This window comes from Streptomyces sp. NPDC059169 (genome assembly GCF_042755225.1).
GTDB lineage: Bacteria > Actinomycetota > Actinomycetes > Streptomycetales > Streptomycetaceae > Streptomyces.
The window spans coordinates 38182-51997 of the sequence record NZ_JBHZCF010000025.1 but is presented as its reverse complement, the minus strand read 5'-3'; the positions used below and the strand labels follow the sequence as shown (position 1 = coordinate 51997).

General features: G+C 70.1%; 17 protein-coding genes. 10 read left to right on the top strand and 7 right to left on the bottom strand.

Annotated features, from left to right (window positions below; translation table 11 throughout):
* Position 1: 1 nt before the first annotated feature.
* Positions 2 to 961 (top strand): D-2-hydroxyacid dehydrogenase family protein, encoded by a 960-nt coding sequence (locus ACFXOM_RS32970; protein WP_385040957.1) that lies wholly within the window; start codon positions 2 to 4, stop codon positions 959 to 961.
* Between the two features lie 62 nt (positions 962 to 1023).
* Positions 1024 to 1227, top strand: coding sequence for a hypothetical protein (locus ACFXOM_RS32965; protein WP_384939543.1), 204 nt, complete (start codon positions 1024 to 1026; stop codon positions 1225 to 1227).
* Positions 1228 to 1262: 35 nt separating this feature from the next.
* Here ACFXOM_RS32965 and ACFXOM_RS32960 read toward each other — a convergent pair whose 3' ends face one another.
* Together ACFXOM_RS32960 and ACFXOM_RS32955 are read right to left on the bottom strand one after the other, a co-directional pair.
* Complete coding sequence (locus tag ACFXOM_RS32960; RefSeq protein ID WP_385040954.1) at positions 1263 to 2261, bottom strand: ketopantoate reductase family protein; 999 nt, start codon at positions 2259 to 2261, stop codon at positions 1263 to 1265.
* A 12-nt stretch (positions 2262 to 2273) separates the two neighbouring features.
* On the bottom strand, positions 2274 to 3146 hold the full coding sequence (locus ACFXOM_RS32955; protein WP_385040951.1) for an acetyl-CoA carboxylase biotin carboxylase subunit family protein: 873 nt from the start codon (positions 3144 to 3146) through the stop codon (positions 2274 to 2276).
* 330 nt (positions 3147 to 3476) lie between these two features.
* On the opposite strand from ACFXOM_RS32955, the gene ACFXOM_RS32950 reads away from it, so the two are divergent.
* A complete protein-coding gene (locus ACFXOM_RS32950) occupies positions 3477 to 3932 on the top strand; it encodes a MauE/DoxX family redox-associated membrane protein (RefSeq protein ID WP_384947912.1) in 456 nt (151 codons plus the stop codon).
* On the top strand, positions 3916 to 5829 hold the full coding sequence (locus ACFXOM_RS32945; RefSeq protein WP_385040948.1) for a hypothetical protein: 1914 nt from the start codon (positions 3916 to 3918) through the stop codon (positions 5827 to 5829). The genes ACFXOM_RS32950 and ACFXOM_RS32945 overlap by 17 nt, the downstream gene beginning before the upstream one ends.
* A gap of 287 nt (positions 5830 to 6116) precedes the next feature.
* Here the strand turns inward: ACFXOM_RS32945 and ACFXOM_RS32940 are convergent, their stop codons facing one another.
* The gene (locus ACFXOM_RS32940) at positions 6117 to 7094 is read right to left on the bottom strand and encodes a hypothetical protein (RefSeq protein ID WP_384939533.1); all 978 of its coding nucleotides are present in this window, start codon (positions 7092 to 7094) and stop codon (positions 6117 to 6119) included.
* Between the two features lie 59 nt (positions 7095 to 7153).
* On the opposite strand from ACFXOM_RS32940, the gene ACFXOM_RS32935 reads away from it, so the two are divergent.
* The 3 genes from ACFXOM_RS32935 to ACFXOM_RS32925 all read left to right on the top strand — a co-directional run bounded on the left by ACFXOM_RS32935 (position 7154) and on the right by ACFXOM_RS32925 (position 8805).
* Positions 7154 to 7825, top strand: coding sequence for a TetR/AcrR family transcriptional regulator (locus ACFXOM_RS32935; protein ID WP_283301319.1), 672 nt, complete (start codon positions 7154 to 7156; stop codon positions 7823 to 7825).
* Between the two features lie 63 nt (positions 7826 to 7888).
* A complete protein-coding gene (locus ACFXOM_RS32930; protein WP_384939531.1) occupies positions 7889 to 8059 on the top strand; it encodes a hypothetical protein in 171 nt (56 codons plus the stop codon).
* Positions 8056 to 8805 carry a hypothetical protein gene (locus ACFXOM_RS32925; RefSeq protein WP_384947905.1) on the top strand — a complete coding sequence of 250 codons (750 nt, stop codon included), beginning with the start codon at positions 8056 to 8058 and terminating at the stop codon, positions 8803 to 8805. The genes ACFXOM_RS32930 and ACFXOM_RS32925 overlap by 4 nt, the downstream gene beginning before the upstream one ends.
* Positions 8806 to 9027: 222 nt before the next feature.
* Here the strand turns inward: ACFXOM_RS32925 and ACFXOM_RS32920 are convergent, their stop codons facing one another.
* The gene (locus ACFXOM_RS32920) at positions 9028 to 9528 is read right to left on the bottom strand and encodes an LCP family protein (RefSeq protein WP_384939528.1); all 501 of its coding nucleotides are present in this window, start codon (positions 9526 to 9528) and stop codon (positions 9028 to 9030) included.
* A 325-nt stretch (positions 9529 to 9853) separates the two neighbouring features.
* Here ACFXOM_RS32920 and ACFXOM_RS32915 point away from each other — a divergent pair, with 325 nt between their 5' ends.
* The 3 genes from ACFXOM_RS32915 to ACFXOM_RS32905 all read left to right on the top strand — a co-directional run bounded on the left by ACFXOM_RS32915 (position 9854) and on the right by ACFXOM_RS32905 (position 11740).
* On the top strand, positions 9854 to 10258 hold the full coding sequence (locus ACFXOM_RS32915; protein WP_384939526.1) for a BlaI/MecI/CopY family transcriptional regulator: 405 nt from the start codon (positions 9854 to 9856) through the stop codon (positions 10256 to 10258).
* A gap of 142 nt (positions 10259 to 10400) precedes the next feature.
* Positions 10401 to 10805 (top strand): BlaI/MecI/CopY family transcriptional regulator, encoded by a 405-nt coding sequence (locus tag ACFXOM_RS32910; protein WP_384939524.1) that lies wholly within the window; start codon positions 10401 to 10403, stop codon positions 10803 to 10805.
* Between the two features lie 5 nt (positions 10806 to 10810).
* Entirely contained in the window at positions 10811 to 11740 is a 930-nt protein-coding gene (locus ACFXOM_RS32905; RefSeq protein ID WP_384939522.1) for a M56 family metallopeptidase, read from the top strand.
* Between the two features lie 74 nt (positions 11741 to 11814).
* Here the strand turns inward: ACFXOM_RS32905 and ACFXOM_RS32900 are convergent, their stop codons facing one another.
* The 3 genes from ACFXOM_RS32900 to ACFXOM_RS32890 form a co-directional block, all read right to left on the bottom strand.
* Complete coding sequence (locus tag ACFXOM_RS32900) at positions 11815 to 12078, bottom strand: GlsB/YeaQ/YmgE family stress response membrane protein (protein ID WP_384939520.1); 264 nt, start codon at positions 12076 to 12078, stop codon at positions 11815 to 11817.
* Between the two features lie 30 nt (positions 12079 to 12108).
* Entirely contained in the window at positions 12109 to 12564 is a 456-nt protein-coding gene (locus ACFXOM_RS32895) for a TerB family tellurite resistance protein (RefSeq protein WP_358286041.1), read from the bottom strand.
* Positions 12565 to 12675: 111 nt separating this feature from the next.
* Positions 12676 to 13740 (bottom strand): sporulation protein, encoded by a 1065-nt coding sequence (locus ACFXOM_RS32890; RefSeq protein ID WP_384939518.1) that lies wholly within the window; start codon positions 13738 to 13740, stop codon positions 12676 to 12678.
* Between the last annotated feature and the right edge of the window lie 76 nt (positions 13741 to 13816).

The following is a 13816-nucleotide window of genomic DNA, read 5'->3' as shown; positions in this document are numbered from 1 at the left end:
CATGAACCTGCGTTGCGCCATCCTCGACGACTTCCAATCCGTCGCCACCACCGTTGCCGACTGGGGCCCGGTCCTGGACCGGGTGGAGGTCGTCAGCTTCCCGGAGCACTTCGCCACGGAGGACGAACTCGTCGCCGCTGTCAGCGACGTCGACATCATCGTCACGCTGCGCGAACGCGTCCCGTTCCCGGCTGCGGTCCTCGACCGACTCCCCCGCCTCAAGCTCCTCATCGCCTCGGGCATGCGCAACTCCGTGATCGACTTCGCGTCGGCCGAAGCCAACGGCGTGACGGTGTGCGGCACCAAGAGCACCTCCACTCCGCCGGTGGAGCTGACCTGGGCGCTGCTGCTCGGTCTCGCCCGCAGCATCGTCACGGAGTCCACCGCGCTGCGCACCGGCGGCCCTTGGCAGTCGACGGTCGGCGCCGACCTGCACGGGCGTCGTCTCGGCCTGCTCGGCCTCGGCAAGATCGGCAGCCGGGTGGCGCAGGTCGGCTTCGCCTTCGGCATGGACGTGGTGGCCTGGAGCCCGAACCTCACCGACGCGCGGGCCAAGGAGCACGGCGTGCAACTGGCCTCCTCCAAGGAGGCGTTGCTGTCCACCAGCGACTTCGTCTCGGTGCACCTGGTGCTCGGCGACCGCACCCGCGGGCTGGTCGGAGCCTCCGAGCTGGCGTTGATGAAGCCGACCGCGTATCTGGTGAACACCTCCCGGGCCGCGATCGTCGACCAGGACGCCCTGCTCGCCGCGCTGCGCGAGGGGCGGATCGCCGGCGCCGGGACCGATGTCTTCGACATCGAACCGCTGCCCGTCGACCACCCGGTGCGCACCGCGCCCAGGCTCCTCGCCACGCCGCACCTCGGCTATGTGTCCCAGAACAACTACCGCACCTACTACAGCCAGGCCGTCGAGGACATCGAAGCGTTCCTGGCGGGCTCACCGGTACGCCGTCTCGGCTGACCGACCTCGGGCCCAGCATCCGTCCGACCCTGACGCCTGCGTCCACAGCCTTGGAGATCCTCGTGAGCAGTACTCACCGCCGCATGATGAAACTCGGCGCCTTCCTGCCCGCACCGGGCCATCACGTGGCCGCCTGGCGCCACCCCGACACCTGCGCGGACGGGGGCCACAGCTTCCAGCACTACCGCTCACCGGCCGAGACGGCCGAGCGCGGCATGTTCGACATGCTCTCCAAAGAATGGCAAATGCGGTCACGCCAAGCTTGAAATCAGCGCCATTTGAACAGAACTTACGATCTCTTTCAGTCACGCACAAACAGTCCGAGCACGGTCTCCGGCGAGACCGTCCCGGGCTCCCGTCGCGTCCGGGCGGAGTCGCGGGCCAGGCGAAGGAGCGTCTCGTTGACCGGGGTGGGTGTGCCGTACGTCCGGCCCAGCAACACGAACTCCCCGTTGATGTAGTCCGCCTCGATGGAGCCGGAGCGTCGGGCGAGGCTCTGCCAGGTCGACCCCAGCGCACCCCCGGCGGTGGGCGTCTGCAGTTCCACCCGTCCGCTGCGGAGGTCCGCCAGCTCCGCCGCGTCGGCGTACCCGATCCCGGCCGCCCTCAGCACCGCTGTCCCCTCCGCCCTGGACAACGAGGCCAGTTCGGCGGCCGGCCCACCGGGGCGGACCGGTCCGCAGAGCGCCTCGACGGTCTGCGTGAGGTTCCCCAGGAGCTTGCCGTACTTCCAGCGCATGACGTCCGCCACGACCGGCACATGGAACGCGCACTTCTCCAGCTCGGCCGCGATCGCCTGGGCGGTCTCCTCTTCCCCGGAGGGATAGCGGCCGAGCACCAGCGCCCCGGTGCACGGCCCGTAGGCCGCGGTGACCTCCCCCGGCCGTACGAACGCTGCGGGGAGCACCACGCACATGCCGTAGACCCTGCGGAACAGGCGCAGTGCCAGGCGTTCGCTCTCCACGCCGTTCTGGGCGCAGACCAGCGGCAGCGACTCTCCCGCCGTGTTGCCGTCGGCCACCGGCCGGTCCACCCACTCGCTCAGCGCGGCCGCACTGTGCTGCGTCTTGACGGCCAGCACCAGTACGTCGCCGGTGCGCAGTTCGACCGCTTCGGGTCCGTCCACCACCGGAACGGGCACCTGCCGGGTCCCCTCCGGCGTGGTGAACCGGATCCCGTCGGCCCGTAGCGCGTCGAGCTGGGCGCCCCGGGCGACCAGAACGGCGTCCCGGCCGTTCTCGACCAGCCGGGCGCCGATCGAACTGCCGACCGCGCCGGCTCCTACGACGATGTATCGCATGTCAGTCCTCGCTCACTCTCTCCATCGGACTCCGAACGCATACCATGCGGCCAGCTCGTGCAGCCGCTGTTCCACCTCGTCGGCGTCCGCCCCGGTCACCACGTAGCCGGCCAGAGAGACACCGGACTTCTGGCCGCCCCGGTACGTCGTGCCGACCCTGCCGCGCAGCCGCTGCTCGACGACGAACTCTGGTGGGGAAAGGGGGAGTTCGGTGAGCGTCCCCCGTTCCGGATAGAACACCACCCAGCCGGCGGACCGCCCAGGTGCCGCGCCGTCCATGCCAGGGGTGAGGGACGGCGCGGCCCCGGTCTGCGCCAGGAACCACTCCCGGTCCAGGTCGATCCCCGAGGCGGCCCGGATCGCGGCGGCGGTGAGTTCCCCTCCTGTACGGCTCGCCACCTCACAGAGGACCAACCGGTCGTCCGGAGTGTGGAAGACCTCAAGGTGGAAGGTGGTGCAGTCGGACGTGGGAAGCAGGTCGAGCACCTGCCGGGCATAGCTGATCAGCCGTGGCGTCAGGGGGTCGTCGCGCGTCAGTTGCGCGGAGCCGAGATGTCCTCCGGCCCGGAAGGCGAGGCAGTCGTTGACGTAGCGTGAGACGAACGCGGAGCGCACCGCGCCCTGTGTGAACAGGCCGTCGACCACGTACATGACGCCCTCGACGAAGCGTTCCACCTCCGGATGCTCGGGCAGACCCGCCGCGAGCAGGCCGTCGAGGTCGTCGGGTCCACGCAGCACCTGGGTGCCGGTGGAGCCGGATCCGTAGGCAGGCTTCACCACCACCGGGTAGCCGTGTTCCGCCGCGAAGGCCAGCAGGTCCACGGGCGTTCGGACTACCGTGAACTCCGGTACCTCCAGGCCTTGTTGACGCAGCTGCGTCTTCATCACCACCTTGTCCCGGAAGGCGAGTGCGCTGGGCCAGTCCTGCCCGGGGACGCCGAGCACCTCGCGCAGCCGCGCCGCGCGCAGCAGATCGCCCTCCGCCCACGAGCAGAACGACGACGCCCCCGATCACTCCCGCGCCCTTGATGGCCTGCCGCCGTGACGGGCGGGGGACTGTGGACCGTTCACCTGGCACCTCCCGAAACGGCTCGGGACACCGGCTCGCATGGCGGGCGAACACCGCTTCGCACCTCTGATCGTGCCCGGATCGAAGGGATGGTTCGGTGAGCGCGCTTACAGTTCTCGCCCTCTGCAGCGGCCTACGGTCGGATCATGGTGCTCAGGATCGTGCTCGGGACGGTATACACGGCGATGGCGATCGGCCAGTTCGCCTCCTTCGAGCACATGCCGCGGATTCTGTCCGCGTACGGACTGTCGGCCGCCGACGCCGCGACCGCGCTGGCCGCGGCGCTGATCGCGGGCGAGCTGGTGTGCGGGGTGTGGTTCCTGGCCCGCCCCCGCTCCAAGGCCCTGGCGCCGGTATGGGTGTACATGGCCGTCTCGGTGGTGTGGACGGTGCTGGCCGTGCAGGCATACGCGCGGGGCCTGGTGGTGGACAACTGCGGCTGCTTCGGCATCTACCTCACGCAGCGGCTGAGCTGGTTCGTGCTGCTCCAGGACGCGGCGACCTTGCTGTACGCCAGCCTGCTGGTCCGCTCCGCCCGCCGGGCGCCCGCCCCTTCACCCGCTGACCGAAAGGAGGCGAGCGGTGATGTCCGCGTCCCGTGAACGCTCCGGGCTCGGCGGCATGGCCGCGGTCGCGGGTGCCGGGCTGGTGATGGTGGTGTGCTGCGCGGGCCCGCTGCTCGTGGCCGGCGGAGCACTCGGCGCCGTCGGCGGGGCACTGGCCAGTCCCTGGCTGATCACCGTCGGTGCGGTCGTGCTACTCGCCGGCACCGGCTACGCCCTGCGCTGCCGGGCCCGTCGACGCCGAGGCGCCGACGCGGTTCGCCGGTCGGCACCCCGCCCCTCCTACCAGCAGAAGTTCGCCTGGGCCCTGGAAGCCAACCCCGCCCTGCTGACCGGGGACGGCCACCGGGCACCTCACCGCGCGATCCTCCGATTGATCGACCTGCTGCACGAGGCCGGCGTCGCCGGGATCGTGCGGCCGTCCTGCCCCGGCTGCCACAGAGTCGTACGCATCGACAAGCCCCTGGATGGACAGCGGGTCTGCCGCACCTGCATCGCCCACTCCCGCATCGAGGAGTGCTCGGGATGCGGAGCCCGCCGAGAGCCGGCCACCCGCGACGGCCATGGCCGGCCGCTGTGTCCGAACTGCCTGGTCAACGACCCGGCGAACCTGGAAACCTGCATCAACTGCGGCCGCCGGAAGGTCGTGAACACCCGCACGCCTGACGGTCCGCTCTGCTCCAGCTGCCCCTCCCTGCCCACCACGAGGTGCAGCATCTGCGGCGGGGAGAAGCCCTGCGGCACCTCCCGGACCACGGGGCGACCGTGGTGCCCGGACTGCCAGCGCCGCTCGGCACCGTGCTCGGTCTGCGGAGGTGTCGCGGCGGTCGTCTCCGGCACCCTCGACCAGCCCTTTTGCGCAGGGTGCACCGCCCCTGAGGTCTGGCACACCTGTCCCACCTGCAGCGATCCCGACTACCCGCACCCCGGCCAGTGCGCGCGCTGTCTTATCAACCGGCGCCTGGACGAGCTGTTGGGCGCCCCGTCCGATGCCCTCCACCCGGGCCTCGAAGCCCTCCGGCACAACATCGTCACCACCGAGCACCCCATCACCGCCAGGCGGTGGCTGAACAAGCCGTCCGTCTCTCCGGTCCTGTCCGACCTCGCGTCCGGCCGGCCAGCCCTGACCCACGAGGCCCTCGACGAACTGCCCGACAGCCCGCCCCTCGCCCACCTCCGCCAGGTCCTCGTCGGCGTCGGTGCCCTGCCCGAGCGGGACGAGTACATGGTCCGCCTCGAACGCTTCTTCACCGGCCTCCTCGCATCCCAAGAGGACCCCGACCAGCGCAAAGTTCTGCACCGGTACACGATCTGGCACCTTCTCCGGCGGCTTCGTCAACGTAACAACGGCCGCCCTCTTACCCCGCAGCAGTTCATATCCGCGCGTCAACGCACCCACGCGGCCGTCGCTTTCCTGAACTGGCTGGTGGCCCACGACCTCACCCTGGAGACCTGTCGGCAGGCCGACCTCGACCGGTGGCTCACCGACGACTTGGCCGCCTACCGCCGGACGGCCGGGCACTTCATCCGCTGGGCCCGCACCAACAAGCTCGCCACGGTCCACGTCCCCGCCGTCCGCTGGAACGGCCCCACTCAGCCACTCGACGACGAACATCGCTGGAACGTCGCACGCCGGCTCCTGCACGACGACACCCTCAAGCCCGAGGACCGCCTCGCCGGGCTGCTTCTCCTCCTCTATGCCCAAGGGCCTTCGGCGATCCACCGGTTGACCACCGAGGACGTCGAGGTCGGCGCTCGGGAAGTACGTCTCCACCTCGGCAATGCACCCGTTCAGCTGCCCGAGCCCGTCGCCCAGCTGGCCCGCGCTGTCGCCGCGAACCGCAAGGGACACGCGACCTTCGGCGAGCCCTGGCGCCGTCTCCATGGCTCTTCCCCGGCGGCCAGCCCGGACGGCCGATCAGCACCACACAGCTGACGCAACGTCTGAACAACCTGGGCATCCGCCCCAACCAGGCCCGCAGCACCGCTCTCTTCCAGCTCGCCACCGAGATCCCCGCCGCGATCCTCGCCCGCACCCTGGGCATCCACACCGACGTCGCCGTCGCCTGGCAGCGGCTCTCCGCCGGTGACTGGACGAACTACGCCGCCGAGATCAGCCAACGAGCCCCCCGATCGCACCAGCAAGGAAGAGACGTAGGTGACCCCCGATGATCAGCGCAGCACGAGAAGCAGCAGTACTGCAGTCCATCCGTAGTGGCGGCATCATCGGGTCGGCATCACCGGTGGATTGCCCAGCTCTTCGATGAGACGCCGGTACGTTTCGAAAGCTGGCTTAGGGGTGTAGTCGTCGCGCAGGAGCCCGAAGCGGTGAAAGAGCCCCTCTCCGGCGCTGTCGGCGTCTCGCAGGGCGAAGAACGAGTATCCGTCGATGTTCAGGTCGGCGGCGAGGGCGGCCACGGTCCGCACTACGGCTTCGAGGACCGCGGCCTGCCGCTGCTCGCTGCGGCCGGGGCCGGTGGGCCAGCCGTTCTCACAGATACGGATCGCGACGCTGTCAAGGATGCCGGCCTTCGGCAGATCGGTTCGCCGGAACGCGGTGAGGACCGCGGTGACCGCTTCCGCCAACTGCTCGGCGGCGATGGGACGGAACACGTCCGGGAAGAAGTCCAGGCCGACGTAGTCCAGGCTCTGCCGGAAGCGGTCGTCGGCCAAGGCGCCGAGCTCGGACCAGAAGGTGTCCGCCGGATTGAAGGTCGGCACGGCGTTGAAGCCGACCGCCAGGCTGTGACCCAGGGCCCGGGCCTCCTGTTTGGCCGCGACAACCCCCTCGACGAGCGCGTTCAGGACATTGGGGATGCTGCCGTCGACCACGGGCAGGTCGGCGTTGGGCTCTTCGCAGATCTGGACGGATGCCAGGTGCGGTCCACCGGTGCGGACGGCCTCGCGGACGAACTCCAGCCACCCCTCCAACTCGCCGGACGGCTCACGGAACTGCAGCACGAGGTCGAGCTTGCGGCCCCGCTGGAGATACGCCTCGGGGTCGGCGGGCGTGGGCGGTTCCAGCGGCGTCACGGTGGTGGCGAACGACTGGTACGCGCGCACCAACAGGGTGGCTGTGTCGCCTTGGAGCGCGTCAAGCGCCTCGGTGATGCGGTCCGGCAGGTCCGAGCGGACCGGGCGGACGATGCCCTGGTCGTCCCCCAAGATCCCACCCGGATAGATGCCAAAGTGCAAGGTCATGGTCCCACCCCGAAAATCTTGGTGTCACTACAATTTTATGGTGACACTATCATCTGGGTATGGGCCTTCGAGAGACCAAGAAGCAGCAGACCCGCACGGCGATCGCTGACGCGGCCCTGCCTCTCTTCCTGAAGCACGGCTTCGACCAGGTCACGGTCGCCGAGGTGGCACGGCACGCAGGCGTCTCCACCAACACCGTGTTCAACTACTTCCCCACCAAGGAAGAGCTCTTCTTCGACCGCCAGGCAGAGGTAGAGGGCCATCTCGCCACACTGGTACGCAACCGTGCACCCGGCACCTGCCCAGTGGAGACCATCCGCAACGACCTGCTGACCGCCCTGCGGCACGACGACCCCACACTCGGGCTCCACCCCGACGCGCCCCGGTTCTGGCAGGTCATCCACGACAGCGCCGCACTGCGCGCACGTGAACGCGAGATCAGCGAATACGCCGAGGACGCGCTGACGACCGCCCTGGCCGAACATCCGCCGAACACCGCCAACGGACCGGATCCGGCCGACTACTCGATGCCCGCACTCCTCGCAGGCTCCATCGCCGGCACACACCGGGCAGCCCTACGCGAACTACAACGACGCATCCTGTCCGGCGAATCACCCACAGACGCCCGTGACATTGTCGCCACCGCGGCATTCCAGGCATTCAACCTGCTCTGCTCCGGACTCCACGCAGATGCCGAGCAGACGTCGCAGGAGCTACGGCTCCCCCAGTAACCCCGCAGCCCAGCCGAGGCATTCAGACAGTTCCAATACCCGACGTCACCATTAAACCCGGTCATGCATCTACAGCTGGAGTCGATCCTCGCCTTCGACACCGAGGTCGAGCGCGACGAGACGGACGGGACGAAGGATCTGAACGGCCTGTTTGCCCAGCTGGCCCGGGAAACCTCCGGGATCCAGGACATCGAGCTGCTGGTCGACGCCCTGCCCGTCGCGGCGGCATCGTGAGCGGGCGGGGACGCAAAGCCGTCCTGCCGCCACCGGACTTCCAGGCAACCGAGCGGATAGCCGCCGACGGGCTGCAGGTCACCGTGCTGAACAAGGAAGGCTTCGAGCGCGCCTTCGACTTCGCCGCGATCGCCGTGCCCCAGCCGATGCGCTGCTCCCTTGCGCGAGCGTTCGCCGCGCAGTCCATGGGGTGGAACAGCCACGCGAGCGGTGAGCCATATTGGCGATCTATCGAGGTCTTCGCCCGGTTCCTCAAGGCCCAGGGCCAGCCGGCCGAGGATCTGGGGGACCTCAACTCTGCCACGCTCCGGCTCTGGCGCAACAACCACAAGGACACCCCCGGCGGGCGCGAGGCCCTGGGCAAGATGCGTACGCTGCTGAAGCGTGAGCCGCGGCTGGCGCAGGGCCTGGCTGCCGAGGAACTGGCCCGCCCGGTTCCGAAGAAGGGCAAGCCGTCCAAGCAGTCCTACCGGCCGTCGGAGTGCGACCAGGTGCTGCTGGTCGCCGAACGACAGTTCCGGGCCGCGCTGCTGCGGATCCGGGAGAACACCGCGCTGCTGGCCCGCTACCGGGCGGGTGCATTGGCCCCGGACAGCCGTGACTGGAGGGTCGGGACGGCTCTCGAGCACGTCGCCGCCACGGGCGAGCTGCCCGGGTTCCCGGACAAAGCCGGGAAGGTCTACACCCGGGCCGAAGGGCTGCTGCGCGAAAGAACCGTGGGAAGACGACGGGTCGGCTGTTCCTGAGCCGGGCGGAACTGACGGCCCTGGCCGTGATGATGACGGACCGCTACGGCTGGAATCTGTCGGTCTACGACCGTCTGCACGTGCCCGTCATCACCCCGTCCGCGGGAGAGACAGGCACGGTCACCTACGAGGTCCTGGTGGAGAAGCGCCGCTCGGGAGAGGGGCGCTGGTTTGACACGGAGAACTGCACCGACTCCGGCGCGGACTCGCCGGGCCGGCTCATCACCCAGGCCCTGGAAGCCACGCAGCACGGGCGAACCCTGGCCGCTGCCCTGTCACCGGGCCACGACCTGCTGATGGTCGCCCGCAACCGGCGCCGTACTGACGTGGACTCCAATCTGGACCGGCCCCGGAACGTCGGCCCGCTGCGCTTCGGGGTGTCCAAGGCCGACGCGCGAGTATGGGCGGTGCGTTGCCGCGGTCGCAGGCGGGTATCTGCACCCAGGAGTCGCGGGGCAGGGAGACGACGGCGGCCCATTTCCGGTTCGCGGCGATGTGCAGCACCATCAGGGTGTCCGCCTGCATGGTGGTCAGGCCCTTGCCGTACTCGGCGTTGTCGCCGTCGCGGCTGTCCGAGCCGACCACCAGGATGTTCATCGCGCCGGGGCTGAGGTTGGCCGGACGGTCCCCGCCGATCTTGTTGTCGATGCCGGCGGCCTGGATGTTTCCGTCGAGGCGCTGGTACAGCCAGTAGCCGCCCGCACCCGCGACGACGAGCAGCACGCCCAGGGTGGCCCCGGTGAAGGCCAGGATCCTCCCGCGCCGGGTCAGCTCGGTCTTGGTGCGCCGGTCCCTCGGGACCGGGCCGGCCCGTGGCGATCGCGGGATGCGCCAGGCTGTCTGTCCACGTGTCCGCCTCCCTGCGCCGCCCGGTGTGGCAGTTCGATGTGCTGTGTCGTGATGCCGCCCGGCGGCCCCCTACTTCCGGGCGGGCGGAGTCAAGAATCTACAACGGCGTAGAAGATGGTGAGGGAGGAGGGCATCGTGAACATGTGCGAGGGCGCGCTTGTGCCCCTCGTGTCCGGCAGCGACCAAGAGGGAGTGGCAGGTGGATGAGAAGCATGGTGGACCGCCGCTGCGTGAGCGCCCCCGCAGAGGGCCGGGCGAGCTGGAGGCCCGTGTGCTGGCTGCCCTGGGCAGCGCGCCGGGGCCGGTGACGGCCGGTTGGGTGCGCGAGCAGATCGACCCCACTCTCGCCTACACCACGGTGGTGACCACGCTGACGCGGCTGCACGGCAAGCAGGCCGTGGTGCGCCGCCGCGACGGGCGCTCCTATGTCTGGAGGGCCGTTTTCGACGCGGCGGGGCTGGCCGCCCGGCGCATGCGCCAGATCCTTGACGGGGAGAGGGACCGGGGCGCCGTGCTCAGCCGGTTCATCGCTGAACTCCCCCCGGACGACGAACGGTTGCTGCGGCTGGGACTCGACACCGCCAGCGCGGGCACGGGCAGCTGATGACGCCCGCTCTGCCGGGGCCCCTTGCCAGCTCGTGGGAGTGGACATCGTGGAAACGGCGTCGGGCGGGTGGACGACAGGCTCAGTACGATGAACCGCCCCCGCAGCGGCAGGCGGGGCCGGCAGGCGGGAGGTTGACGGTATGACGGACCAGAACAGGGGCGGTATCGAGCAGTCTCCGCGCCGGCGCGGCCAGGGCGAGCTGGAGGGGCAGGTACTCGCCGCGCTGCACCAGGCCCCCGGAGCGGTTCCTGCGGCCTGGGTCCAGGAACGCCTCGGTGGCAGCCTCGCCTACACCACGGTGATGACCATCCTGACCCGGCTGCACGCCAAAGGCGCGGTCGCCCGCCGGCGGGCGGGCCGCTCGTTCGAGTGGACCGCGATCGCCGACGAGGCCGGGCTGGCCGCGTTGCGGATGCGGAAGGTCCTGGACGCCGAAACCGACAGGGAAGCGGTCCTGGCCCGCTTCCTGACCAGCCTGACGCCGGGGGATGAACAGGTGCTGCGCGATCTGCTGGCCCAGGGCCCCGGCGAGGGGGAAGACTGACCGTCATGGGGGTTTTCGTCTTCCTGCCGCTGGTGCTGCCGTTAACGGCCTGGCCCATTGCCCGCCTTGCCGAACAGCATCTGCACCCCAGGGCGGCGACCTGGCTGCTGTCGGCCGTCGCCGGGGTGCTCGCGGTGTGCAGCACCCTGTGCCTGGCCCTGTTGATGGTGGTCGGCACCGCGCAACTGCCCGGAAACCCGCTGCCCGACGGCTGGTCGGACCCGGAGGTACGTGAGGCCGTCCCGTACGACGAGATTGCGGGCAAGACCGTCATCCCCGCCCTGATCGCGGTGCTCGCCGCGTGTACGCGGACGGCGTGGCGCCACCACCGCGTGCGCCGCCGGGCCGAGCGCGCCCTTGCGGGCCTGCCGGCCACGTCGGTGGCGGTGCTGCCCGACGAGTTGCCGTATGCCTACGCGCTGCCCGGCAAGCGGAACCGGATCGTGGTCACCACCGGGATGCTGGCCGGGCTCAGTTCGGCCGAGCGGCGGGCGCTGTTCGCTCACGAGCGCGTCCATCTGGCCCGCCGCCACCACTGGTTCCTGCTCACCGTGCAGCTCGCGGCACGGGCCAACCCGTTCCTGCGTCCGCTGCGGACCGCTGTCACGTATTGCGCTGAGCGGTGGGCGGATGAGGAGGCGGCCACCGCGGTGGGCAGTCGGCGTACCGTGGCGCTGGCGATCGGCAAGTCGGCGCTGATCTCCCGGGGCGCGCCCATCGCCACGCTCGCGCACTTCGCTGCCCCCGGTCCGGTGCCGCGCCGGGTCGCCGCCCTGCTCGCACCGGCTCCCACCGGACGGATCTGGCCGCCAGTGTTCACCACGGTGGGCCTGGCCGCCTGGACAGCCGCCGCGGGCACCACCGTCTCGGCGCTGTCCTCGGCGAACTCGGCCGTCACGCTGTTCCTCATCCTGCACGCGGCCACCCCGATGTAGCCGGCACCCTGCGATACACGGCCGCGGGGGTGCTGCCGCCGTGCGGCGGCAGCACCCCTGGTCCGGTGGTCGGGTCAGTGGCGGGCTTTGAAGCGTTCGAGGGCGGCCACGCCCGCGGCGGCGAGTGCGATCTGGATGAGCCATTCGATCCAGTCGACGCCCTTGGTGTCCGCCACTCCGAGGCCCGCGGCGATGCCGGTGCCGACGAAGGCCGCGGCGATCCCGACGCCGATCGTCCACAGCACGCCAATGCGCTGACGGCCCGGCAGTACCAGCCGTCCCAGCGTGCCGATGATGACGCCGATCACAATGGCACTGATGACCCCGGAGATCTCCACGGCCGTCCCTTCCCGTGCGTCGTGTGGGGCTTAGAGGTCGAACTCGTGGGGCGGCAGGTCGAGGGCGTAGCAGGCTTCGCGCACGACCTGCTGCTCGTCCTTGTCGAAGTCGCCGTCGGCGCCGCCGATGACGATGCCGATCTGGATCACGGCGCGTGCCTCGGCGGGCTTCTTCTTGGCCTTGGCGACCTCTTGCAGGACGCTGACCTTGCCGAAGTCGAAGTCGGCGGCCAACTTGTTGCAGTTGTCGTCGAAGCGGCGCTGCAGGTCCTCGGCGGGGAAGTTCTGCAGCACCTCGTTGGTGGCGATGAGCTGGGCCACCTTGCGGCGCTCGGACGGGTCGATGGTGCCGTCGGCCGCGGCGACGAGCGCGCACATCGCCATGCTGGCGTCGCGGAAGGCGCCGCTCTTGAGGTCGTTCTTCTTCGCGTTGAGCTGGGTCTGCATCGTCGATGCGGACTCCTTGATGCGGTCCCACAGGGCCATGCCAACTCCGTACGTCTCAGGGCCGCCCGGGCCGAAAGAAGGGGACGGCCCGGACAACCACACCTTCTACATTGATGTAGAAGCTACCAGGGGTGGCAAGACTGCGCGGGCTCAGTCCTCGCCGCCCTCTTCTTCGTCGTCGCCTTCGAAGAAGTCGCCCACTTCGTCGACGACTTCGGCCGCGACCATGCCGCCGACCACGCCGACGGCGAGTCCCGCCGCGCCGGCGGCGATCGCGGTGCCCATGCCGGGCCCGGAGCGGTGCCCGTGACTGTCGCCGTGATGGTGGCCGCCGTGGCCGTGGTCGTCCTTGTGGGGGTGCGTGGCGTAGGGGTCGCCGTGTCCGTAGTGGCCGCCGTGGTGCGGATCGCCGTGCCCGTAGGAGCCGTGAGAGCCGTAGGAGGCGCGGTGCTCGACCATCTGACGGATCCAGCCGTCGACTTCGGCGCCCCAGTTGATCTGCTCGACGCCATCGTGGCTGACGGTGAAACGGGACACCGCGTCGTGGCCGCCGGAGAAGAGGCCGCCGCGCTTGTCGGCCTCCAGGACCACCTCCATGCCAGCCGGCCCCGCGAGGAAGGTCACCTCGATCTCGTTGACCTGGTGCGCGTACTGCGGCGCCGGGGCGAGTTCGATCTCCTGGTAGAAGGGCAGCTGCTGGCCGGTGCCGCCGATGCGCCCCAGCTCCAGGTCGGCGGACTTGAAGCCGAAGCCGAGCTGGCCGAGCGCCTCCAGGATCGCCTCCTGGGCGGGCAGCGGGGCAACCGCAAGCTGGTCGAGGTCACCCTTGTCCTTCGCGCCCGCCACCGCCAGCTCGGTGCGCACCCCCAGCACGATGCCCAGTCCCTGCCCGTACAGCTCGGTGATGGGGGTCTCCCACGGCAGCATCACGCTGAAGGGCACGCTGTGCAGTTCGCCGGCGGCGAGGCGGAAGCTGCCGCCGACGGTGAACCGGTCGATGACGACTGCGCCCTCGGACTCGCCGCCGTCGTACTCGGCCTCGACGCGGGCCATCAGCTCCAGGGTGATGTGCTCGATCGTGAAGTCCGCGTCACCGCCCCGCAGGTGGACCTGCCCGCTCAGGGTCCCGCCGGGCAGCACCGCGCCCGGGGTAAGGACCGTGTCCACCGTGGGCCCGCCCACGCCGAGCGAGCCGAGCAGCCGCTTGAACACCATCGTGGCGTTCACTCCTTCATGTGTTACGTACGGTTCGTCAGCCGCCGGGCGGCAGAACCCGAAAGGGGGTGGGGTC